The sequence below is a fragment of the Streptomyces sp. NPDC053560 genome (genome assembly GCF_044544605.1).
Lineage (GTDB): Bacteria > Actinomycetota > Actinomycetes > Streptomycetales > Streptomycetaceae > Streptomyces.
Genome location: NZ_JBITXI010000002.1, coordinates 733772 through 753494, shown reverse-complemented (window position 1 = coordinate 753494; position 19723 = coordinate 733772). Strand labels below are relative to the sequence as shown.

Genomic DNA, 19723 nt, shown 5'->3' with positions numbered 1-19723 from the left:
GTGTTCCATTGCCGACACATCGTGCCGGGTCCGGTGGATTGTGTTGCTGCGGACGCCCGACACGCCATAGAGTCGCCAACCGTCGGCATGGTGTCACGCTGACCTATCGATAAGTTTCCTGGTCACATCCAAGGAGGTAAGACGACTTGTGAATGAGTCGACATTTACTCCCGGAGGTGGTCGACCAGGAGCGGTTGCACGGGGCCAGGGTCCCTCGGGGCACGAGGCTGTCGGCTCCGTCGCTGTCCACACCTTCGCAGCCCAGAAGAGCATGACGACGACAGCCCACCAGAGCATGGACGGCCATCAAGTGAACGCCATGGCCGGCGACCAGGGCGGCACAGACCCGGCCCGCTTCGCCGACTACGACGACCTGCCCGAGGGGCACTTCTACGATCCGGACGCGGAGTACGAGCCGGACCCCGAGTACGCGGCGACGCTCGCGCCGGACGCCGCGCGCCAGCGCCGCGAGCGCATCGGCCCGACCGGCCGGCCCCTTCCCTACTTCCCGATCCCCGGGCCGCTTTCCGAGCACGGCCCGGCGAAGATCATCGCGATGTGCAACCAGAAGGGCGGGGTCGGCAAGACGACCTCGACCATCAACCTGGGTGCCGCGCTCGCCGAGTACGGCCGCCGGGTGCTGCTGGTCGACTTCGACCCGCAGGGCGCCCTCTCGGTCGGCCTCGGCGTCAACCCCATGGAGCTGGACCTGACGGTCTACAACCTGCTCATGGAGCGGGGCATGTCGGCCGACGAGGTACTGCTGAAGACCGCGGTCCCCAACATGGACCTGCTCCCCAGCAATATCGATTTGTCAGCCGCTGAGGTGCAGCTCGTCAGCGAGGTGGCCCGTGAGTCGACCCTCCAGCGCGCCCTGAAGCCGCTGCTGGCCGACTACGACTACATCGTCATCGACTGCCAGCCCTCGCTCGGTCTGCTGACCGTCAACGCGCTGACGGCGGCTCACAAGGTCATCGTCCCGCTGGAGTGCGAGTTCTTCGCGCTGCGCGGTGTCGCGCTGCTGACCGAGACGATCGAGAAGGTCCAGGAGCGGCTCAACCCCGACCTGGAGCTGGACGGCATCCTCGCCACGATGTACGACTCGCGCACCGTGCACAGCCGCGAGGTCCTGGCGCGTGTGGTGGAGGCCTTCGACGATCACGTGTACCACACCGTGATCGGCCGGACGGTCCGCTTCCCCGAGACCACGGTCGCGGGCGAGCCGATCACCACGTACGCCTCCAACTCCGTGGGTGCCGCCGCTTACCGCCAGCTCGCCAGGGAGGTGCTCGCCCGGTGTCACGCCGAGTGAGTCTGCCCGGCGCCGATGAGCTGTTCCGCACCACCGGGGGGACGGCGCTGCAGTCCTCCTCGCCCCGCCGGCCGGCGAACGGCACCCCCGCGAACGGTGAGGTGCCCCGGGTGCCCGCGCCGGGCGGCGAGGCCGACCCGGCCGCGCCGCAGCAGGGCAGCGCCGCGCAGCGCCGTCCGGAGGGCGAACCCGCTGCCGCGGCTTCCGGGGCCGCGGCGCCCGCGGAGCAGCACAGCGGTCGCGACACGGCCGACGAGGCCGCCAAGGAGCGCCGCCGGCAGGAGGCCGCTGCCGCGGGGGCGCCGGCTTCGGGAAGCCCCGCCCGGCGACGCGGCAGGGGCGCGAACCGCCGGCCCAGCGGCCGGGAACGGCACGACGAGAAGATCACCGTGTACGTCTCCGCCGAGGAGCTGATGGACCTGGAGCACGCGCGCCTGGTCCTGCGCGGCGAACACGGGCTCGCGGTGGACCGCGGCCGGATCGTCCGGGAGGCCGTCGCGGTCGTCCTGGCGGACCTGGAGTCCCGTGGGGACGCCAGCATCCTCGTGCGGCGTCTGAGGGGCCGCTGAGCGGCTCCTGAGGGCCATGCTGCGGAACTCCGGCCGCCGGGGCGGCCGGGTCCGCGCCCGCCGGGCCCCGGCGGGTTAGCCTTCCGGCACCGGCGGGTGCCGCCCGCCGGTGACCAGCCCGGCGCCGTGCGCGGCACGGGACCGCAGCGTATGGACCACGATGCCGACGAGCCACGACGACCCCTCAGCGCCCGCCCCGCGCACCCCGCGCCGCTCCCTGGGCCACGGCCCGGGCACGGCCCCGATCCCGGAGCCGGCCCCGCCCGAGTCTTCGGAGCCCGAGCCCGAGCCGGAGCCGGAGGCTGTCACGGCCGAGGCCCCTGAGGCCGCGCCCGAGGACGAGCCCGGAACGGACGGGCCCGCCGCGCCCGAGGAGGGCGGGTCCGCCGCTTCCGAAGGGGATGAGCCCGCCGAGCCCGAGGGGGACGGGTCCGCCGCTTCCGAAGGGGACGGGCCCGCCGCGCCCTCGGATGCCACCGTGGCCGGGGACGGGAAGTTCACCCTTCACCTGGAGAACTTCGAGGGGCCCTTCGACCTCCTGCTCCAGCTGATCTCCAAGCACAAGCTGGACGTCACCGAGATCGCCCTCTCGCAGGTCACCGACGAGTTCATGGCACACATCCGGGCCATGGGGCCGGACTGGGACCTGGACCAGACGACGGAGTTCCTGGTCGTCGCGGCGACCCTGCTGGACCTGAAGGCCGCCCGGCTGCTGCCCGCCGCCGAGGTCGAGGACGAGGCGGACCTCGCCCTCCTGGAGGCGCGCGACCTGCTCTTCGCCCGGCTGCTCCAGTACCGCGCGTACAAGGAGGTCGCCGACGTCTTCAGCCGCCGGCTGGCGGACGAGGCGCGCCGCTACCCCCGTACCGTCGGCCTCGAACCGCACCACGCCGAGCTGCTGCCCGAGGTCGTCATCAGCATCGGGGCCGAGGGGTTCGCCAAGCTGGCCGTGAAGGCGATGCAGCCCAAGGCCAAGCCCCAGGTGTACGTCGACCACATCCACGCCCCGCTGGTCAGCGTGCGCGAACAGGCCGAGGTGGTGGTGGCGCGGCTTCGCGCGGCGGGCGAGGCGTCCTTCCAGGAGCTGACCGAGGACGCGCCGGACACGCTCACCGTGGTCGCCCGCTTCCTGGCGCTGCTGGAGCTGTACCGGGAGCGCGCTGTGGTCCTGGACCAGCCCGAGGCGCTGGGCGAGCTGATGGTCCGCTGGGCCGGCACGGAGGACGGCGCCGAGCCCGTCGTCACGGATGAGTTCGACCGTCCGGCGGAGCAGCCGGCCGACGAGAAGAACCGGAAGGAGACGGAGACGGCATGAGCGGCCCCGGTACCACCGAAGAGACGTACGCCCTCCCCGAGGGACAGGCCCCCGAGGCCCCCGAAGACACGTACGACCTCCCCGAGGGACAGGCCCCCGGGACCCCCGAAGCGCCGCCCGGCGCCCTCGGGGTCGCGGCGCTGGACCTGAAGCCCGCGCTGGAGGCCGTCCTGATGGTCGTCGACGAGCCCGCCACCGAGGAGCACCTCGCCAAGGTGCTGCAGCGCCGCCGCCGGGACGTGACGCTCGCGCTGCGTGAGCTGTCGGACGACTACGCCCGGCAGGGCCGCGGTTTCGACCTGCGGCTGGTCGCGGGCGGCTGGCGCTTCTACACCCGTCCGGAGTACGCCGACGCCGTGGAGGCCTTCGTCCTGGACGGCCAGCAGGCCCGGCTGACGCAGGCCGCATTGGAGACTCTGGCCGTGGTCGCGTACCGTCAACCGGTCAGCCGGTCCCGGGTCTCGGCCGTGCGTGGTGTCAACTGCGACGGCGTGATGCGCACCCTTCTCCAGCGCGGTCTGGTCGAGGAGGCGGGCACGGAAGGCGAAACAGGTGCGATCCTGTACAGGACGACGAACTACTTTCTGGAGCGGATGGGCCTGCGGGGCCTGGACGAGCTCCCCGAGCTCGCCCCGTTCCTCCCCGAGGCGGACGCGGTCGAGGGCGACTCCCGGGAAGGTGTGCCGTCGTTCGACGTAGACGACAGCGGCGACTCTCAGACGGATCATTGATGCGAAGCAGCGGCAGGAACAGCAGCGGTAGGGGCAACTACCGGGGCGCGGGCAACAAGCGCGACGACAAGCAGCAGCGCTCGGGCCGCCCCCGTCCCGAGGAGCGCCGCTACGACGTCGGCGGATCCGGCTCGGACGGCCCCGGCGACGGGCCCCGCAAGGGGCGCGGCGCGGCGGCCCGCGGTGGCGCCAAGGGCGGTCCGAAGACCGGCGCGAAGAACAGCCCCCGCAGCCAGGAGGGCAAGGGCGCCAAGGGCTCCCGCGGCCGCGGTTCCGGGCCGGCCCGCCCCCGCGAGTACGACGCGAAGATCGAGGAGCGCAACCGCGCCCGGTACGACAAGCCGGAGATCAAGACCCCCAAGACCTTCGGCGACCAGGAGGGCGAGCGGCTCCAGAAGGTGCTGGCCCGCGCGGGCATGGGCTCGCGGCGCGCCTGCGAGGAGCTGATCGACGAGGCCCGGGTCGAGGTGAACGGGCAGATCGTCATGGAGCAGGGCGTCCGTGTCGATCCGCAGAAGGACGAGATCAAGGTGGACGGCCTGACCGTCGCCACCCAGTCCTACCTCTTCTTCGCGCTGAACAAGCCGGCCGGCGTCGTCTCCACCATGGAGGACCCCGACGGCCGCCAGTGCCTGGGCGACTACGTCACCAACCGCGAGACCCGGCTCTTCCACGTCGGCCGGCTTGACACCGAGACCGAGGGCATCATCCTGCTCACCAACCACGGTGAGCTGGCGCACCGCCTGACCCACCCGCGGTACGGCGTGCAGAAGACCTACCTCGCCGCCATCCAGGGCCCGCTGCCGCGCGAGATCGGCAAGATGCTCAAGGACGGCATCCTGCTGGAGGACGGGTACGCCCGCGCCGACCATTTCCGGGTCGTGCAGCAGACCGGCAAGAACTACCTCGTCGAGGTGACGCTGCACGAGGGCCGCAAGCACATCGTGCGCCGGATGCTCTCCGAGGCCGGCTTCCCGGTGGACAAGCTCGTACGGACCTCCTTCGGGCCCATCGCGCTGGGCGACCAGAAGTCCGGCTGGCTGCGCCGCCTGACCAACACCGAGGTCGGCATGCTGATGCGCGAGGTCGACCTGTAGGCCCTCGGCCTCTACGGCCGCCGCCGGCAGTTGCGGCAGCCACTGACCACCCCTTATCGTCACGATGACGACTAAGGGGTGGTTTTTTCATGTCCGCGAAGGATCCCGCGACCGGTTCGATGCTCGGGCTCGCCCTCGGCGACGCGCTCGGATACCCGACCGAGTTCAAGAGCGTCCGCTCGATCGAGGCCGCGTACGGCCCCTGGCGGCAGCTGGAACTGCCCCGGCCGGCCCTCGTCACCGACGACACCCAGATGACGCTCGCCCTCGGGCGCGGCCTGCGCACGGCGATGGAGCGCGGCCCGCTGACCGCCGCCACGCTGGAGCCCCCGGTCCGCCAGGAGTACATCGACTGGTGGCGCTCCCCGGACAACAACCGCGCCCCCGGCAACACCTGCCTCACCGCCTGCCGGGCGCTCAGCGAGCCCGGCCGCCCCTGGGTGGCGGCCAGCCGGACCGACTCCAAGGGCTGCGGCGCCAACATGCGCGTCGCCCCCGTCGGCCTGGCCCCCGGCCTGACCGATCAGCAGCGGGCCGGCGCCGCCCAGCTCCAGTCGGCCCTCACCCACGGCCACCCCACCGCCCTCGCGGCCAGCGACCTCACGACGCGGGCCGTACGCCTCCTCGCCACGGGCGCCGACCCCGCCGAGCTGCCCCGGCTGCTCCGGACGTACGTACACGCCGAACGCACCACCTACCACGGCGACTGGCTCGGCGACCTGTGGCAGCACGCCGGTGCCGCGTCGCCCGAGGCGTTCATGGCGCACGGCTGGGACGAGTGCCGCGGCGTCCTGGACCGGCTGGACGCCGCCCTGCGCGACCCCGACCCGGAGACCGACCCCTGCCTCCTCGTCGGCGAGGGCTGGATCGCGGAGGAGGCCCTGGCCGCCGGACTGCTCTGCTTCCTGCTCTTCCCCGAGGACCCGGTGGCGGCGCTGCGCCGCGGCGCCTGCTCCGGCGGCGACTCCGACTCCCTCGCCTGCCTGGCGGGCGCCTTCGCCGGCGCCCACCTCGGCGCGGACGCCTGGCCGGCGGCCTGGACCGAGCGCATCGAGTACCGCGAGGAGCTGCTGGCGCTCGGCGCGCTCTGGGACGGGCGGGGCTGACCGCCGTCCGGCCGCCGGAACTCCCGTCTCGCAGGACGGGCGCGCTCGGCGGCCGGGCCCGGGGGTCGATACGCTGATCAGGCAGGCAGATACGTACGCCCGGGAGCGGCGCGTACGCGAGGACACGAGGAGCAGGACGTGGCGGTACGTGCGGTCCGAGGGGCCGTCCAGCTGGAGCGGGACGAAGCGGAGCACATGCATGAGCAGGTCGCCGAGCTGCTGACCGCCATCCTGGAGCGGAACAGCCTCGTGCCGGACGACCTGATCAGCGTCTGGTTCACGGCCACGCCCGACCTGCACAGCGACTTCCCCGCCGTCGCCGCGCGCAAGCTCGGCATCACCGACGTGCCGCTGATCTGTGCGCAGGAGCTGGACATCGCCGGGGCCATGCCGCGCGTGGTGCGCATCCTGGCGCACGTCGAGAGCCATCTGGCCAAGACGGAGATGGCGCACGTCTACCTCGGCGCGGCGGGCGCGCTGCGGAAGGACATCGCCCAGTGAGGACCGCGATCGTCATCGGCACGGGCCTGATCGGCACGTCCGCCGCGCTGGCGCTGAGCGCCCGCGGCGTCCGGGTGCACCTCGCCGACCACGACGAGGCGCAGGCCCGTACGGCCGCTGCGCTCGGCGCGGGCACGGTGGAGGAACCCGAGGGCCCCGTCGACCTGGCGATCGTCGCCGTGCCGCCGGCGCACGTCGCGGCGGCGCTGGCGGACGCGATGCGGCGCGGCACGGCCCGCGCCTACCTGGACGTGGCGAGCGTCAAGGGCGGCCCGCGGCGCGAGCTGGCGGAGCGGGGGCTGGACCTCACGCCGTACATCGGTACGCATCCGATGGCCGGCAAGGAGCGGTCCGGGCCGCTCGCCGCGACCGCCGACCTCTTCGAGGGCCGGCCGTGGGTGCTCACCCCGCCCCGGGACGGCGACACCGAGGTGCTGAACCTCGCGCTGGAGCTCGTGGCGCTGTGCCGGGCGGTCCCGGTCGTCATGGACGCCGACGCGCACGACCGGGCCGTGGCCCTGGTCAGCCACACCCCCCAGCTGGTCTCCAGCCTGGTCGCCGCGCGCCTCCGGGGCGCCGACGAGACCGCCGTACGGCTGTGCGGCCAGGGCATCCGGGACGTGACCCGGATCGCCGCCTCCGACCCCGCCATGTGGATCGACATCCTCTCCGCCAACCCGGGGCCGGTCGCGGACGTCCTGTCGGAGATCGCGGCCGACCTGGACGAGACGGTGCAGGCGCTGCGCGCCCTGCAGTCGGCCGACGAGGCCAAGCGCGGCGCGGGCGCCGACGGCATCGAGGACGTGCTGCGGCGCGGCAACGCGGGCCGCGAGCGGGTGCCGGGCAAGCACGGCGCGGCGCCGGCCGCTTACGAGATCGTCGCCGTGCACATCGGCGACCAGCCGGGCGAGCTGGCGCGGATCTTCGCGGACGCCGGGCAGGCGGGCGTCAACATCGAGGACGTCCGTATCGAGCACGCCACCGGCCAGCAGGCGGGCTTCATCCAGCTCACGGTCGAGCCCTCGGCCGTACCGGTGCTGACCGCGGCGCTCCGCGAGCGCGGCTGGTCCATCCGTCAGTAGGCGCCCGGGAAGGCGTCCCGGAAGCGTCACAAATCCCCCACGCCCGTGCGGGGAAAACACGCCTGCGTGTACCCGGTAACCTTGACGGAGGCCCATCGGGCCCCAGCATCCCCGCCCCGTGCACAAGGAAAGGTGTTCGTCACCGTGGAAACCGCCGCCCCGGCAGCAGTGATCGTCGCCATCGACGGCCCCTCCGGCACGGGCAAGTCCAGCACGTCCAAGGCGGTCGCCGCCAAGCTGGCGCTCAGCTACCTGGACACCGGTGCCCAGTACCGCGCGATCACCTGGTGGATGCTGTCCAACGGTGTCGACATCCAGGACCCGACCGCGATCGCCACGGCCGCCGCCAAGCCCGCGATCGTCTCCGGCACCGACCCGGCCGCGCCGACCATCACGGTCGACGGCCAGGACGCCGCCGGCCCGATCCGTACGAAGGAGGTCACCTCCGCGGTCAGCGCCGTCAGCGCCGTCCCCGAGGTGCGCACCCTGATCACGGACCTCCAGCGGACCATCGCCGGCTCCGCCGAGCGCGGCATCGTCGTCGAGGGCCGGGACATCGGTACGACCGTCCTGCCCGACGCCGACCTGAAGATCTTCCTCACCGCTTCGCCCGAGGCGCGTGCCGCCCGGCGCAGCGGCGAGCTGAAGGGCAAGGAGGCCGGGGACCTGGCCGCCACCCGTGAGGCGCTGATCAAGCGGGACGCCGCCGACTCCTCCCGCAAGACCTCGCCGCTGGCCAAGGCCGACGACGCGGTGGAGGTGGACACCACCGAGCTGACGCTGGAGCAGGTCATCGAGTGCGTGGTCACCCTCATCGAGGCGAAGATCGCGGAGAAGGTCGGTCCGGCCGCGGAGGCGGGGCAGGTCGCCCCGTGACCGAGGACGGCGGCCTGCCGAGCGCCGGCGGCGCCGCGGTCGGGCGGCGGATCGGGATCGGCCTGATGTACGGCCTGTGGAAGCCGCGGGTGCTGGGCGCCTGGCGGGTTCCGGCGGCCGGCCCGGTGATCTTCGCGGTGAACCACTCGCACAACGTCGACGGGCCCATGCTCATGGGCACCGCGCCGCGGCCGGTGCACTTCCTGATCAAGAAGGAGGCCTTCGCCGGGCCGCTGGACCCCTTCCTGCGCGGCATCGGCCAGGTGAAGGTCGACCGGACGAGCACCGACCGGACGGCCGTCACGCACGCGCTGGGCATCCTGAAGCGCGGCGGGGTTCTCGGGATCTTCCCGGAGGGCACCCGCGGCGAGGGCGACTTCGCGTCGCTGCGCGCCGGTCTCGCGTACTTCGCCGTACGCTCGGGGGCACCGATCGTGCCGGTCGCGGTCCTGGGCAGCGCGGAGCGCAGCAGCCGGGTGATACCGGGACTGCCGCCGCTGCGGGGCCGCGTCGATGTCGTCTTCGGTGATGCCTTTCAGGCGCAACAAGAAGGGGCGCGAAGCTCCGCCTGGGGCGGTGGCGGGCGACGGGCGGGCGGCTCGGGGCGGCGGACGCGCAAGGCGCTGGACGAGGCGACGGTACGCATCCAGGAGCACCTGACCGCCCATCTGACCGGGGCGCGACGGCTCACCGGCCGCTGACCGGCCGGCGGCGCGTTTCGCCGGGGGAATCCTTGGATCCCCCCTGACACTTGAGCAGTGGGCGCCGGGACGGCGGCCCACCGACCACGCAGAACGAGGAACGGACTTCATGAACGACCAGACCCCCACCGGCGACGAGCACGTCGAGCACGGCGCGCTGGGCGACGCCGAGTACACGGAGTTCATGGAGCTCGCCGCGCAGGAGGGCTTCGACCTGGACGAGGTCGAGGGCGACATCGCGGCGGCCGGTCACGGCCCGCTGCCCCGCCTCGCCGTCGTCGGCCGCCCCAATGTCGGCAAGTCGACCCTCGTCAACCGCTTCATCGGCCGCCGTGAGGCCGTCGTCGAGGACAAGCCGGGCGTCACCCGCGACCGCGTCACCTACGAGGCGGAGTGGAACGGCCGCCGCTTCAAGGTCGTCGACACCGGCGGCTGGGAGCAGGACGTGCTCGGCATCGACGCGTCCGTGGCCGCCCAGGCGGAGTTCGCGATCGAGGCCGCCGACGCCGTGGTCTTCGTCGTGGACGCCAAGGTCGGCGCCACCGACACCGACGAGGCCGTCGTCAAGCTGCTGCGCCGGGCCGGCAAGCCGGTCGTGCTGTGCGCCAACAAGGTCGACGGGCCGTCCGGCGAGGCGGACGCCGCCATGCTGTGGTCGCTCGGCCTCGGCGAGCCGCACCCGGTCTCGGCCCTGCACGGCCGCGGCACGGGCGACCTGCTGGACGCCGCGCTGGAGGCGCTGCCCGAGGCGCCGCAGCAGACCTTCGGGGCGACCGTCGGCGGCCCGCGCCGCATCGCCCTCATCGGCCGTCCCAACGTCGGCAAGTCCTCCCTGCTGAACAAGGTCGCCGGCGAGGAGCGGGTGGTCGTCAACGAGCTGGCCGGCACCACTCGCGACCCGGTCGACGAGCTGATCCAGCTGGGCGGCAAGACCTGGAAGTTCGTGGACACCGCGGGCATCCGCAAGCGCGTCCACCTCCAGGAGGGCGCCGACTACTACGCCTCGCTGCGCACGGCGGCCGCCGTGGAGAAGGCCGAGGTCGCGGTCGTCCTGATCGACGCGAGCGAGTCGATCAGCGTGCAGGACCAGCGGATCATCACCATGGCCGTCGAGGCGGGCCGCGCGCTGGTCATCGCGTACAACAAGTGGGACAACCTCGACGAGGAGCGCCGCTTCTACCTGGAGCGGGAGATCGAGCGCGACCTCGTGCAGATCCCGTGGGCGATGCGGGTCAACGTCTCGGCGCGTACGGGCCGGCACATGGAGAAGCTCGTACCGGCCATCGAGACGGCGCTCGCCGGCTGGGAGACCCGGGTGCCCACCGGGCGGCTGAACGCCTTCCTCGGCGAGATCGTGGCCTCCCACCCGCACCCGGTGCGCGGCGGCAAGCAGCCCCGCATCCTCTTCGGCACCCAGGCGGGCACCAAGCCGCCGCGCTTCGTGCTCTTCGCCTCCGGCTTCCTGGAGGCCGGCTACCGCCGCTTCATCGAGCGCCGGCTGCGCGAGGAGTTCGGCTTCGAGGGCACCCCGATCCACATCTCGGTGCGGGTCCGCGAGAAGCGCAGCAAGAAGAAGTAACCACAGGCGCCACCGCTTCCGGAGCCCCGCCCAGGACCCCCGCCGGGGTCCGGGGCGGGGCTCCTTCGCGCGGCGCCGCGAGGCGGTCCCGGCGGGCGGTGCGGCAGCGGCTCAGTGGTGGTACGGCCGGTGGTCGCGGGGCGCGGGGGGCAGCGCCGCCGGGGTGTGGCTGCGGGAGTGCTGCGGCGGCAGCGGCACCTCGCGGCGGCCGGTCGCCGAGGGGGTGGTGCGCCGCCAGATCCGCCGCAGCACCTCCGGGCTCAGCTCGTCCTCGCCCGTACGGTCCCCGGGGAGAGCCCGGAAGGAGCGGCGGTACTCGGCGTAGAGCGCGTCGTAGATCGGCGTCGCCGACCCACGGTCCAGGTGGTGCGCGGCGGGCTCGTACGACGGGCGCATGCCGGGGATGGAGTGGAACGGGGCGCGGGGGGACGGGTCGTATGGGTGCACGTCTGTGCCAACGACCCGAGGGCCCGCGGGATGCGGCTTTGCGGGCGAATTGGCTGATCGTGGGGCATACGCGGAAGTGCGGAGGGCACGGGGGTGCCGTTGGCGCACCGTTTCCGCCACCTGCGCGTGACGCCCTGGACATCCGTACGTGGCCGGACGGGCGGCCGCCCCGCTCGGGAGGCGGCCGCCCGAAGGCCGGGCCGTCCGCTCAGGTGCCGGCCAGCGGCATCGCCATGGCGACCAGCCGGCCGTGCGCCGCCGCCTTCTCCAGCGCCTCGCGCATCAGATCCTCGCGCGGCTGCTGGCCGATCGAGCCGTGCGGCGCGGCATACACCAGCACCGTCTGCGACTTGTTGACCGCGGCGCGCCAGCCGTCGGAGACCGGGAGCGGCTGGTGCGCCTTCCACCAGGCGTTCTGGCTGCCGGCCTCGCCGCTGTCCTGGAGCACCGCGTGCAGCTGGCCCATGGCGACCAGGACGGACCAGCCGGCGCCGCCGGCGGGCAGCGCCGCCATGTCGGTGACCGGGTGGAAGCCCTGCTCCATCAGCAGCGGCAGGAAGTCGTCGTCCAGGCCGGCCGAACCGGGCCGGGCGATCGGGCTGTTGGGCTCCACCACCAGGGCGGGGCGCAGGTCGTCCTCGACGAGGACCAGGCCGCAGGTCACGCCCAGGGTCGCCTGCCGGGCGGCGGGGGCGGCCGGGGCGGCGGGGGACGCCGGCGCCGGCACGGTGGCCTGCGCCTCGGCCCCGGGCTCGCCGGTGATGGAGCGCACGGCGCCCTTGAGCTGCTCCTCGGCCACCGAGACCACCTGGGAGGGGATGCAGGTGGCGTGGGCGAACGCCAGCACGGCGGTCTCCTCGCCGATGAACAGGACGGTGCTGGTGCGCTCCTGTTCGCTGTCGCCCGGGGTGCGGCAGGAGGTGCAGTCGTAAGCGCCGGGGGCGTTGTCGCCGGCCAGCAGGCGGTCGGCCTCCTCGTCGCCGATCTCGGCGCGAACGTCGTCACTGACGTCGAGCATGCGGGGCACGGCTGACTCCTCGATCTGTGTGCGGCTGCCGGGGGGATCCCGGCGTGTAAAAAGACAACGGGCGATCTGTGGCAGGAGTCACGCGCGGGCGTGAACGGAATCGAACCGATCGGCGCACAGCGTGAACAGGGCCCCGGAAGTCGTCACTCACCGCCATCACGTGTGCGGGCCATGCAGCCGAACGGGGTGAGGTGGCTCACAGGTCCGGAGATCGTCGGGCCGACAAATCCTGAAATCAGGGAATCTAGGGGGTGGCCGGAACTCGTCGGTACCTTTAGTAACGCACGACTGGCCTGCCCCGACAGCACTTTGGTTGTGGCCGTGCCCGGCGGCTCCCTACATTCTCCGGCCGTGTGCACCGAGCACCGCCCGGGGACGCCCGCCGTCCGCAAGCCGGCAGCCCGGCACCACGACATACGAACCAGCGCAGCGCCGCGCCCCACGAGACGCGCGGAGCGGCGCAGCGCAGGACCCTCGGCGGGCGGGGCGGAGCGGCGGACGGGCGTCCTGAGCGCCCGGCGGCGCACCGCCCGGGGGAGGCCCGGGCTCTCCGAAAGGACATCCATGCCTTTTCGAATGGGCTCCATGCGTCGCGAAACCGTCGCCCTCGCCGGGGCGGCACTGGTGGCACCGCTCGCCCTGCTGGCCGCCGCCCCTGGGGCGAGCGCCGCGGACGGCGGCGTCTGGGATCGCATCGCGGCCTGCGAAAGCGGCGGGAACTGGCAGATCAACACCGGCAACGGCTTCTACGGCGGGCTGCAGTTCACCGCCTCCACCTGGCGCGCCTTCGGCGGCCACAAGTACGCCCCCAGCGCCCATCAGGCGGGCCGCGCCGAGCAGATCGCGGTCGCGTCCAAGGTGCAGGCGGTCCAGGGGTGGGGTGCCTGGCCGGTGTGCTCGGCCCGGGCGAACGCCGCCGGCAGCGCGCCATCGGCCGGCGGCGAGGTCTCGGCCTCCCGGAAGAGCGAGCAGCGGGCGGTGCGCGACAGCCGCGCCGACCGGGGCAGCTCCCGGGGCGGCAAGAGCGGCTCGTACACGGTCCGGCAGGGCGACACGCTCGCCTCGATCGCCGCGGCCCGCGGCGTGAGCTGGCGGTCGCTGTACACGGCCAACAGGTCCGCCATCGGCGGCGATCCGCACACGATCATGCCCGGCCAGCACCTCTCGGTCTGATCCGGCCCCGCCGCCACCGTCCGTGCGTCCCCCCGCTTCCCGCGGCGCGGCGGTGGCGGCGTGCCCCGCCCGGTCACCCGACCGGGTGGGGCACGCGGCGTCCGGGCGCGCGCCGCGCGGCCGCTCCGCCGGACCGCCGCTAGCCTGCGGCGGTGCTCGAACCGACGGAGTTCTTCCCGATTGTTCGTACGACGGCCCGCTCGTGGCCGGCCCGTACGGCGCGCCGCGCGCGCACCGCTGTCCGTGCCGTCCGCCGGCCCGCGTTCACCCTGGCGGTGCTCGCGGCCCTGCTCTCCGGCGGCGCCGGGGTCGCCGCCGCCGAGGACCCGGCGGGCGCCGGGGCCGGCCCGCCGGCGGCCGCCCCGCGCACCGTGCCGCAGGGGGTGCCGGGTGCCGCCGAATGCTCCCGCGAGGACTGGCCCTGGGGGTGCCTGGCCGAGTGCGAGAGCGGCGGCGACTGGAACGCCCGTACCGGCAACGGCCTGTACGGCGGGCTCCAGTTCACGCAGCAGACGTGGGAGGCGGCCGGCGGCCTGGCCTTCGCCTCGCGGCCGGACCTGGCCACCCGCGAGGAGCAGATCCAGGTCGCCGAGCGGGTGCAGGAGCAGCAGGGCTGGGGCGCCTGGCCGGCCTGCGCGCGGCGTTACGGGCTGCGGGCGGGGGCACTCGCCACCCTGGATGCGAACCAACGCTCCGGGGTTCCCGTCCGTAGCTACCGATTTGCTCACGTTTCCGGAACAAAATAGCGATAGGAGTCAACCCGAAACCTCCAGCCTCGGTCTAACCGTTTGGTAGGCGGACGCTTGGCTACGTTCGCGCGAAAACCATGGGGTACGGGGACGGATGCATATTTCATTCCTGATTCACAACGCATACGGCATCGGCGGCACGATCCGGACGACGTACAACCTCGCCCGCACGCTGTCGGAGCAGCACGACGTCGAGGTCGTGTCCGTCTTCCGGCACCGTGATGTGCCGGTATTCGAGCCCGGTGCGCGGGTCAGGCTGCGGCATCTCGTCGACCTCCGCAAGGACAGCCCCGGGTACGACGGGGAGGACCCGGCGTTCCTGCGCGAGGCCCGGGTCTTCCCGTCGTCCGAGGGCCGCTTCCGGCAGTACAGCGAGCTCACCGACCGGCGCATCGCCGCCCATCTGCGGTCCCTGGAGGCCGACGTCGTGGTGGGGACGCGGCCCGGACTGAACGTCCACATCGCCCGGCAGGCCAAGCGGGGCGTGGCACGCGTCGGACAGGAGCACCTCACCCTCGACACGCACGGCCGGGCGCTCACCCGCCAGTTGCGCGCGGTCTATCCGCGGCTGGACGCGGTGACCACGGTGACCGAGGCGGACGCCCGGTCCTACCGCAAGCGGCTGCGGCTGCCCGGCGTGCGCATCGAGGCCGTGCCCAACAGCGTCCCCGCGCCCGGCATCCAGCCCGCCGACGGCACCGGCAAATGGGTCGTCGCGGCCGGTCGGCTGGCCAGGGTCAAGCGATACGACCTGCTGATCCGGGCCTTCGCCACGGTGGTCGAGCGGCGCCCGGACTGGCGGCTGCGGATCTACGGCGGCGGCGCCGAGAAGGCCGCGCTGCGCGCCCTGATCGACGAACTGGGCCTGTACAACCACGTCTACCTGATGGGCCCGGCCAACCCGCTGGACCCGGAATGGGCCAAGGGGTCCATCGCGGCCGTCACTTCCAGCCTGGAGTCCTTCGGGATGACGATTGTGGAGGCGATGCGGTGCGGGCTGCCGGTGGTCTCCACCGACTGTCCGCACGGTCCCGGCGAGATCATCGAGGACGGCGTGGACGGCCGGCTGGTACCGGTCGGGAGGAAGAGCGCCGTCGCGGGCGCGCTGCTGGAGCTGATCAACGACGACGAGCGCCGGCAGCGCATGGGCCGGGCCGCGCTGGAGCGATCCGCCCGCTTCGATCCCGCACGGATCGCGGGCCGGTACGAATCGCTCTTCGGCGACCTGACCACCGGCGGCGGCCGGGGCGCGCTGCGCGCCACGGTCCACCGCACCAGAGGAGCTCTGTTGAGCGGCGCCTACGCCACCAAGGACGCGGCGCACGCCGCACTGAGAGGAGTGCGGACGGCATGAGCGCGTCGATGCAACTGCCCGCCACCGGCACCGGGTCAGGCACCCGGCAGCCGCGGCGGACCGCCCTGCGCGCCGACTGCATCGCGGATTCCGCGGGCGGTCTCACCTTCGACATCGCCGTTCCCGAAGCGGCCGGCGGGGAGGCCGGCACGGTCTGGAGCGCGGCGCTGGTGCTCCGGCTGCGCGGCGGCGACAGCCCGGCCGACGAGATCCGGCTGCCGCTCGGGCCGACCGGCTCGGGCCGGCTGCGGGCCGTGCTGCCCAGCACGGTCGCCCTGCCCGAAGGCCGCTGGAACGTCTACGCCGACCTCGGGGACGCCGAGGACCCGCAGCGCCTGCTGCCCGGCCTCAACGACCTGCGGTCGCTGGTGGACCGGCGCCCGCTGGCCGCCATTGGCCGGCTCGGCGTCCGGATACCGTACGCCACCAAGTACGGCAACCTCGCCCTGCGCAGCTGGCTGCGCGGCCCGCACGCGGAGGCCGGCGAGATCCAGGTCGCCCCCGACGGCATCACCGTCGAGGGCCGGCTCTACGGCGCAGCGCTGGCCACTGGCGCTGCCGCCGAGGCCCGGGCCCGGCACGACGAGCACACGGTCACGATCCCGCTGCGGGGCGATGGGCCGGACTTCGCGTTCGTCCTGCCGCACGGCCCGCTGGCCGGTCACTGGCGGTCCGGTACCGAGCGGTGGGACCTGTGGGTGCGGACCGGCGAGGGAGCCGAGCCGGTCCGCATCTCGCGGATCCTGGACGACGTACCGGACAAGAAGCAGATCTTCACGTACCCGGCGATGCCGATCGGCGCTCCGGGCGGACAGGTCCGCGTCGGCCCGTACTTCACGGTCGACAACGATCTCTCCGTCCAGGTCGCGGGGGACCAGGTCCCCTCCTGACCACTCCCGCGGCCACTGCGCCCCCAGTGCCTCACGCGCCCCCGATTGACCCGCGATGAACGGGGCACTCGGAGGACGGAGGTGCAAAATCATGGTTCCTGTCCTGTTGGTCCTGCTGCTCGCATTGATCCTGTTCGGTGCCGGTTTCGCACTCAAGGCGCTGTGGTGGATCGCTGTTGCGGTGCTCGTCGTGTGGCTGCTCGGCTTCCTGTTCCGCTCGACGGGTACAGGAGGCGGCCGGGCGCGCTGGTACCGCTGGTAGCGGCGTGGACACCGCCTGCGGCGGAGCACGGAGACGGCGGTTGCGGACGGTAGTTGTCCGCAACCGCTGGCAGACTCGGCCGCATGTTGGAGACCTCGGCACGACTGCTCCGCCTGCTGTCCCTGTTGCAGGCCCACCGTGAGTGGTCCGGTGCGGACCTCGCCGACCGGCTGGGCGTGACGCCCCGCACGGTCCGGCGTGACATAGAACGGCTGCGGGAGCTCGGCTACCCCGTGCACTCGGCCCCCGGCACCGCCGGGGGCTACCAACTGGGTGCGGGTGCCGAGCTCCCGCCGCTGTTGCTGGACGACGAGGAGGCCGTCGCGGTCGCGGTCGGACTGCGCACCGCGGCCGCCGGCGGCGTCGCCGGCATCGAGGAGACCTCCGTCCGGGCGCTGGCCAAGCTGGAGCAGGTGCTCCCGGCCCGGCTGCGCCGCCGCATCGGCGCCCTGAACGCCTTCACCGTCCCCGTGATGCAGGGCTTCGGCCCGCGGGTGGACGCCGCCGTGCTCACCGAACTGGCCGCCGCCTGCCGGGACGGACAGCAGCTGCGCTTCGAGTACGCCGCGCACGACGGCACCGTCACCCGCCGCACCGTCGAACCGCACCGCCTCGTCAGCGCCCAGCGCCGCTGGTACCTCGTCGCCTGGGACACCGGCCGGGCGGACTGGCGGACCTTCCGCGCCGACCGGATCACCCCCACCCCGCCGCACGGCCCGCGCGTGGCGCCCCGCAAGCCGCCCGCCGAGGACCTGGCGGCCTATGTCTCCGAGGGCGTCTCCACGGGCGTGTACGCGGTCTCCGCGACCGTAGTGCTGCACGTGCCGCTCGCCGAAGCGGCGGACCGCGTCTCGCCGCTGGTCGGCACGCTGGAGGAGGTGGACGACCACAGCTGCCTGCTGCGCACCGGAGCGCAGAGCCTGGACTCGCTGGTGGTGCTGCTGTCGATGACCGGTTTCGAGTTCGAGGTCCGTGAGCCGGCCGAACTCACGGACCGGATCCGGGAGATCGGCCGGCGTCTGTCCCGGGCGGCGGGCCGGGCCGCGGGACCGCCTCCGTGAGGGCGCCGCGCACCGTCGCCGGGTGATGCAGGTCGAAGGCCGGGGACTCGGAGCGGATGCGGGGCATGGTGAGGAAGTTGTGGCGCGGCGGGGGCGAGGAGGTGGCCCACTCCAGCGAACGGCCGTACCCCCAGGGGTCGTCCAGGCCGACCTTGGGCGCGTACTTGCTGGTCTTCCAGACGTTGTAGAGGAACGGCAGCGTCGACAGGCCCAGCAGGAAGGCGCCGACCGAGGAGACGGTGTTCAGGGCGGTGAAGCCGTCGGCCGCGAGGTAGTCGGCGTACCGGCGCGGCATGCCCTCCACGCCCAGCCAGTGCTGGACGAGGAACGTGGTGTGGAAGCCGACGAACAGCGTCCAGAAGTGGATCTTCCCCAGCCGCTCGTCGAGCATCTTGCCGGTGAACTTGGGCCACCAGAAGTAGAAGCCGGCGAACGTCGCGAAGACCACCGTGCCGAAGACGACGTAGTGGAAGTGGGCCACCACGAAGTAGGTGTCGGTGACGTGGAAGTCCAGCGGCGGAGAGGCCAGGATGACGCCGGTCAGCCCGCCGAACAGGAAGCTCACCAGGAAGCCGACCGCCCACAGCATCGGCGTCTCGAAGGACAGCGAGCCCCGCCACATCGTGCCGATCCAGTTGAAGAACTTCACGCCCGTGGGCACCGCGATCAGGAACGACAGCAGCGAGAAGAACGGCAGCAGCACCGCGCCGGTGGCGAACATGTGGTGCGCCCAGACCATCAGCGACAGCGCCGTGATCGCCATGGTGGCGGCGACCAGCATCGTGTAGCCGAAGATCGGCTTCCGTGAGAAGACCGGGATGATCTCGGTGACGATGCCGAAGAACGGCAGCGCGATGATGTAGACCTCGGGGTGCCCGAAGAACCAGAAGAGGTGCTGCCACAGCAGCGCTCCGCCCCACTCCGCCTCGAACACCACCGAGCCGAACCGCCGGTCCGCCTCCAGCACCAGCAGCGACGCAGCGAGCACCGGGAAGGCGAGCAGGACGAGGATCGAGGTGAAGAGCACGTTCCAGGTGAAGACCGGCATCCGGAACATCGTCATGCCCGGCGCCCGCATCCCGATGATCGTGGTCAGGAAGTTCACCGCGCCCAGGATCGTGCCGAAGCCGGACAGCGCCAGCCCCATGATCCACATGTCGGCCCCGATACCGGGGGAGCGGACCATGGAGTTCAGCGGCGCGTAGGCGGTCCAGCCGAAGGCCGCGCCGCCGGTCGGGGTGAGCAGCGAGCCCAGCACGATCAGGCCGCCGAAGAGGAACAGCCAGTACGAGAGCATGTTCAGGCGGGGGAACGCCACGTCGGGCGAGCCGATCTGCAGCGGCATGATCTCGTTGGCGAAGCCCGCGAAGGCCGGGGTGGCGAACAGCAGCAGCATGATCGTGCCGTGCAGCGTGAAGGCCTGGTTGAAGCCCTCGTTGCCGACGATCTGGAGCCCCGGTCTGGCCAGCTCGGCCCGCATCAGCAGGGCCAGCACCCCGCCGGCCAGGAAGAAGCCGAACGAGGTGATGAGATAGAGGTGGCCGATCCTTTTGTGGTCCGTGGTCGTCAGCCAGCTGACGATCACCTTGCCCGGCCGGCGGGCCGCCACCCTCCCGGCAGTCGCCTCCGGTGCCACTGTTCCCATTCGTGCCACCTCGTTCGTCATCAGGACGTACCAGGGCTCGCCACCACGGCGGGACGTACTGGGGCTCGCCTCATCATGCGCGCCGCAACACCCTTTGCGCGAGGGGGCGTCGGGCGTTCCCGCCACCGTGCTCGTGAGTGCTGCCGCGTACCCCCGAAGGCCCGTCGTACGCCTCCCGCCGGCCGGGGTGTTGTGCGGGAAATGTGAGCGGAGTGTGAGCCGTCGGAAGATTACGGGACGCCCGAT

Annotated in this window: 20 protein-coding genes; 17 read left to right on the top strand and 3 right to left on the bottom strand. The window is 72.8% G+C overall.

Annotated features, from left to right (window positions below):
- The first annotated feature begins 295 nt into the window (after nucleotides 1-295).
- From ACIGQF_RS06625 to der, 11 genes are all read left to right on the top strand, one after another.
- Nucleotides 296-1312, top strand: coding sequence for a ParA family protein (locus ACIGQF_RS06625; RefSeq protein WP_399706418.1), 1017 nt, complete (start codon nucleotides 296-298; stop codon nucleotides 1310-1312).
- Entirely contained in the window at nucleotides 1297-1881 is a 585-nt protein-coding gene (locus ACIGQF_RS06620) for a hypothetical protein (RefSeq protein WP_399706270.1), read from the top strand. The genes ACIGQF_RS06625 and ACIGQF_RS06620 overlap by 16 nt, the downstream gene beginning before the upstream one ends.
- A 160-nt stretch (nucleotides 1882-2041) precedes the next feature.
- Complete coding sequence (locus ACIGQF_RS06615) at nucleotides 2042-3196, top strand: segregation and condensation protein A (protein ID WP_399706267.1); 1155 nt, start codon at nucleotides 2042-2044, stop codon at nucleotides 3194-3196.
- Entirely contained in the window at nucleotides 3193-3927 is a 735-nt protein-coding gene (gene scpB, locus ACIGQF_RS06610) for an SMC-Scp complex subunit ScpB (protein WP_399706265.1), read from the top strand. Before ACIGQF_RS06615 ends, scpB begins: the two co-directional genes overlap by 4 nt.
- Nucleotides 3927-5024: a pseudouridine synthase gene (locus ACIGQF_RS06605; RefSeq protein ID WP_399706262.1), complete on the top strand. Its 1098-nt coding sequence runs from the start codon at nucleotides 3927-3929 to the stop codon at nucleotides 5022-5024. Before scpB ends, ACIGQF_RS06605 begins: the two co-directional genes overlap by 1 nt.
- An 89-nt stretch (nucleotides 5025-5113) precedes the next feature.
- Nucleotides 5114-6130 (top strand): ADP-ribosylglycohydrolase family protein, encoded by a 1017-nt coding sequence (locus ACIGQF_RS06600; RefSeq protein WP_399706259.1) that lies wholly within the window; start codon nucleotides 5114-5116, stop codon nucleotides 6128-6130.
- 138 nt (nucleotides 6131-6268) lie between these two features.
- The gene (gene aroH / locus ACIGQF_RS06595; protein WP_361563263.1) at nucleotides 6269-6631 is read left to right on the top strand and encodes a chorismate mutase; all 363 of its coding nucleotides are present in this window, start codon (nucleotides 6269-6271) and stop codon (nucleotides 6629-6631) included.
- Entirely contained in the window at nucleotides 6628-7713 is a 1086-nt protein-coding gene (locus tag ACIGQF_RS06590) for a prephenate dehydrogenase (protein ID WP_399706256.1), read from the top strand. The genes aroH and ACIGQF_RS06590 overlap by 4 nt, the downstream gene beginning before the upstream one ends.
- Nucleotides 7714-7845: 132 nt before the next feature.
- Entirely contained in the window at nucleotides 7846-8589 is a 744-nt protein-coding gene (gene cmk, locus ACIGQF_RS06585; RefSeq protein ID WP_399706253.1) for a (d)CMP kinase, read from the top strand.
- A gap of 65 nt (nucleotides 8590-8654) precedes the next feature.
- Complete coding sequence (locus ACIGQF_RS06580) at nucleotides 8655-9290, top strand: lysophospholipid acyltransferase family protein (RefSeq protein ID WP_399706416.1); 636 nt, start codon at nucleotides 8655-8657, stop codon at nucleotides 9288-9290.
- A gap of 109 nt (nucleotides 9291-9399) precedes the next feature.
- Nucleotides 9400-10869 (top strand): ribosome biogenesis GTPase Der, encoded by a 1470-nt coding sequence (gene der / locus ACIGQF_RS06575; protein WP_399706250.1) that lies wholly within the window; start codon nucleotides 9400-9402, stop codon nucleotides 10867-10869.
- Nucleotides 10870-10980: 111 nt separating this feature from the next.
- Here the strand turns inward: der and ACIGQF_RS06570 are convergent, their stop codons facing one another.
- Together ACIGQF_RS06570 and ACIGQF_RS06565 are read right to left on the bottom strand one after the other, a co-directional pair.
- Nucleotides 10981-11316: a hypothetical protein gene (locus ACIGQF_RS06570; protein WP_399706248.1), complete on the bottom strand. Its 336-nt coding sequence runs from the start codon at nucleotides 11314-11316 to the stop codon at nucleotides 10981-10983.
- 208 nt (nucleotides 11317-11524) lie between these two features.
- Nucleotides 11525-12343, bottom strand: coding sequence for a hypothetical protein (locus tag ACIGQF_RS06565; RefSeq protein WP_399706246.1), 819 nt, complete (start codon nucleotides 12341-12343; stop codon nucleotides 11525-11527).
- Between the two features lie 585 nt (nucleotides 12344-12928).
- On the opposite strand from ACIGQF_RS06565, the gene ACIGQF_RS06560 reads away from it, so the two are divergent.
- From ACIGQF_RS06560 to ACIGQF_RS06535, 6 genes are all read left to right on the top strand, one after another.
- Entirely contained in the window at nucleotides 12929-13516 is a 588-nt protein-coding gene (locus tag ACIGQF_RS06560) for a transglycosylase family protein (RefSeq protein ID WP_399706243.1), read from the top strand.
- A gap of 152 nt (nucleotides 13517-13668) precedes the next feature.
- Nucleotides 13669-14262: a transglycosylase family protein gene (locus tag ACIGQF_RS06555; protein WP_399706241.1), complete on the top strand. Its 594-nt coding sequence runs from the start codon at nucleotides 13669-13671 to the stop codon at nucleotides 14260-14262.
- Nucleotides 14263-14359: 97 nt separating this feature from the next.
- Entirely contained in the window at nucleotides 14360-15619 is a 1260-nt protein-coding gene (locus tag ACIGQF_RS06550; RefSeq protein WP_399706239.1) for a glycosyltransferase family 4 protein, read from the top strand.
- A complete protein-coding gene (locus tag ACIGQF_RS06545; protein ID WP_399706237.1) occupies nucleotides 15616-16509 on the top strand; it encodes a hypothetical protein in 894 nt (297 codons plus the stop codon). The genes ACIGQF_RS06550 and ACIGQF_RS06545 overlap by 4 nt, the downstream gene beginning before the upstream one ends.
- A gap of 91 nt (nucleotides 16510-16600) precedes the next feature.
- The gene (locus ACIGQF_RS06540; RefSeq protein WP_030624574.1) at nucleotides 16601-16771 is read left to right on the top strand and encodes a hypothetical protein; all 171 of its coding nucleotides are present in this window, start codon (nucleotides 16601-16603) and stop codon (nucleotides 16769-16771) included.
- Nucleotides 16772-16854: 83 nt separating this feature from the next.
- Entirely contained in the window at nucleotides 16855-17832 is a 978-nt protein-coding gene (locus ACIGQF_RS06535) for a helix-turn-helix transcriptional regulator (RefSeq protein ID WP_399706234.1), read from the top strand.
- Here ACIGQF_RS06535 and ctaD read toward each other — a convergent pair.
- A complete protein-coding gene (ctaD, locus tag ACIGQF_RS06530; protein WP_399706232.1) occupies nucleotides 17759-19477 on the bottom strand; it encodes a cytochrome c oxidase subunit I in 1719 nt (572 codons plus the stop codon). The genes ACIGQF_RS06535 and ctaD overlap by 74 nt on opposite strands.
- Nucleotides 19478-19723 lie beyond the last annotated feature (246 nt).

Excerpts from the sequence above, each read along its gene's own strand:
- ACIGQF_RS06625 (WP_399706418.1), top strand. The coding sequence starts at position 296 with ATGGACGGCCATCAAGTGAACGCCATGGCCGGCGACCAGGGCGGCACA.
- ACIGQF_RS06615 (WP_399706267.1), top strand. The coding sequence starts at position 2,042 with ATGCCGACGAGCCACGACGACCCCTCAGCGCCCGCCCCGCGCACCCCG.
- scpB (WP_399706265.1), top strand. The coding sequence starts at position 3,193 with ATGAGCGGCCCCGGTACCACCGAAGAGACGTACGCCCTCCCCGAGGGA.
- ACIGQF_RS06605 (WP_399706262.1), top strand. The coding sequence starts at position 3,927 with ATGCGAAGCAGCGGCAGGAACAGCAGCGGTAGGGGCAACTACCGGGGC.
- ACIGQF_RS06600 (WP_399706259.1), top strand. The coding sequence starts at position 5,114 with ATGTCCGCGAAGGATCCCGCGACCGGTTCGATGCTCGGGCTCGCCCTC.
- ACIGQF_RS06580 (WP_399706416.1), top strand. The coding sequence starts at position 8,655 with ATGTACGGCCTGTGGAAGCCGCGGGTGCTGGGCGCCTGGCGGGTTCCG.
- der (WP_399706250.1), top strand. The coding sequence starts at position 9,400 with ATGAACGACCAGACCCCCACCGGCGACGAGCACGTCGAGCACGGCGCG.
- ACIGQF_RS06560 (WP_399706243.1), top strand. The coding sequence starts at position 12,929 with ATGCGTCGCGAAACCGTCGCCCTCGCCGGGGCGGCACTGGTGGCACCG.
- ACIGQF_RS06550 (WP_399706239.1), top strand. The coding sequence starts at position 14,360 with ATGCATATTTCATTCCTGATTCACAACGCATACGGCATCGGCGGCACG.
- ACIGQF_RS06545 (WP_399706237.1), top strand. The coding sequence starts at position 15,616 with ATGAGCGCGTCGATGCAACTGCCCGCCACCGGCACCGGGTCAGGCACC.
- ACIGQF_RS06540 (WP_030624574.1), top strand. The coding sequence starts at position 16,601 with ATGGTTCCTGTCCTGTTGGTCCTGCTGCTCGCATTGATCCTGTTCGGT.
- ACIGQF_RS06535 (WP_399706234.1), top strand. The coding sequence starts at position 16,855 with ATGTTGGAGACCTCGGCACGACTGCTCCGCCTGCTGTCCCTGTTGCAG.
- ctaD (WP_399706232.1), bottom strand. The coding sequence starts at position 19,477 with ATGGGAACAGTGGCACCGGAGGCGACTGCCGGGAGGGTGGCGGCCCGC.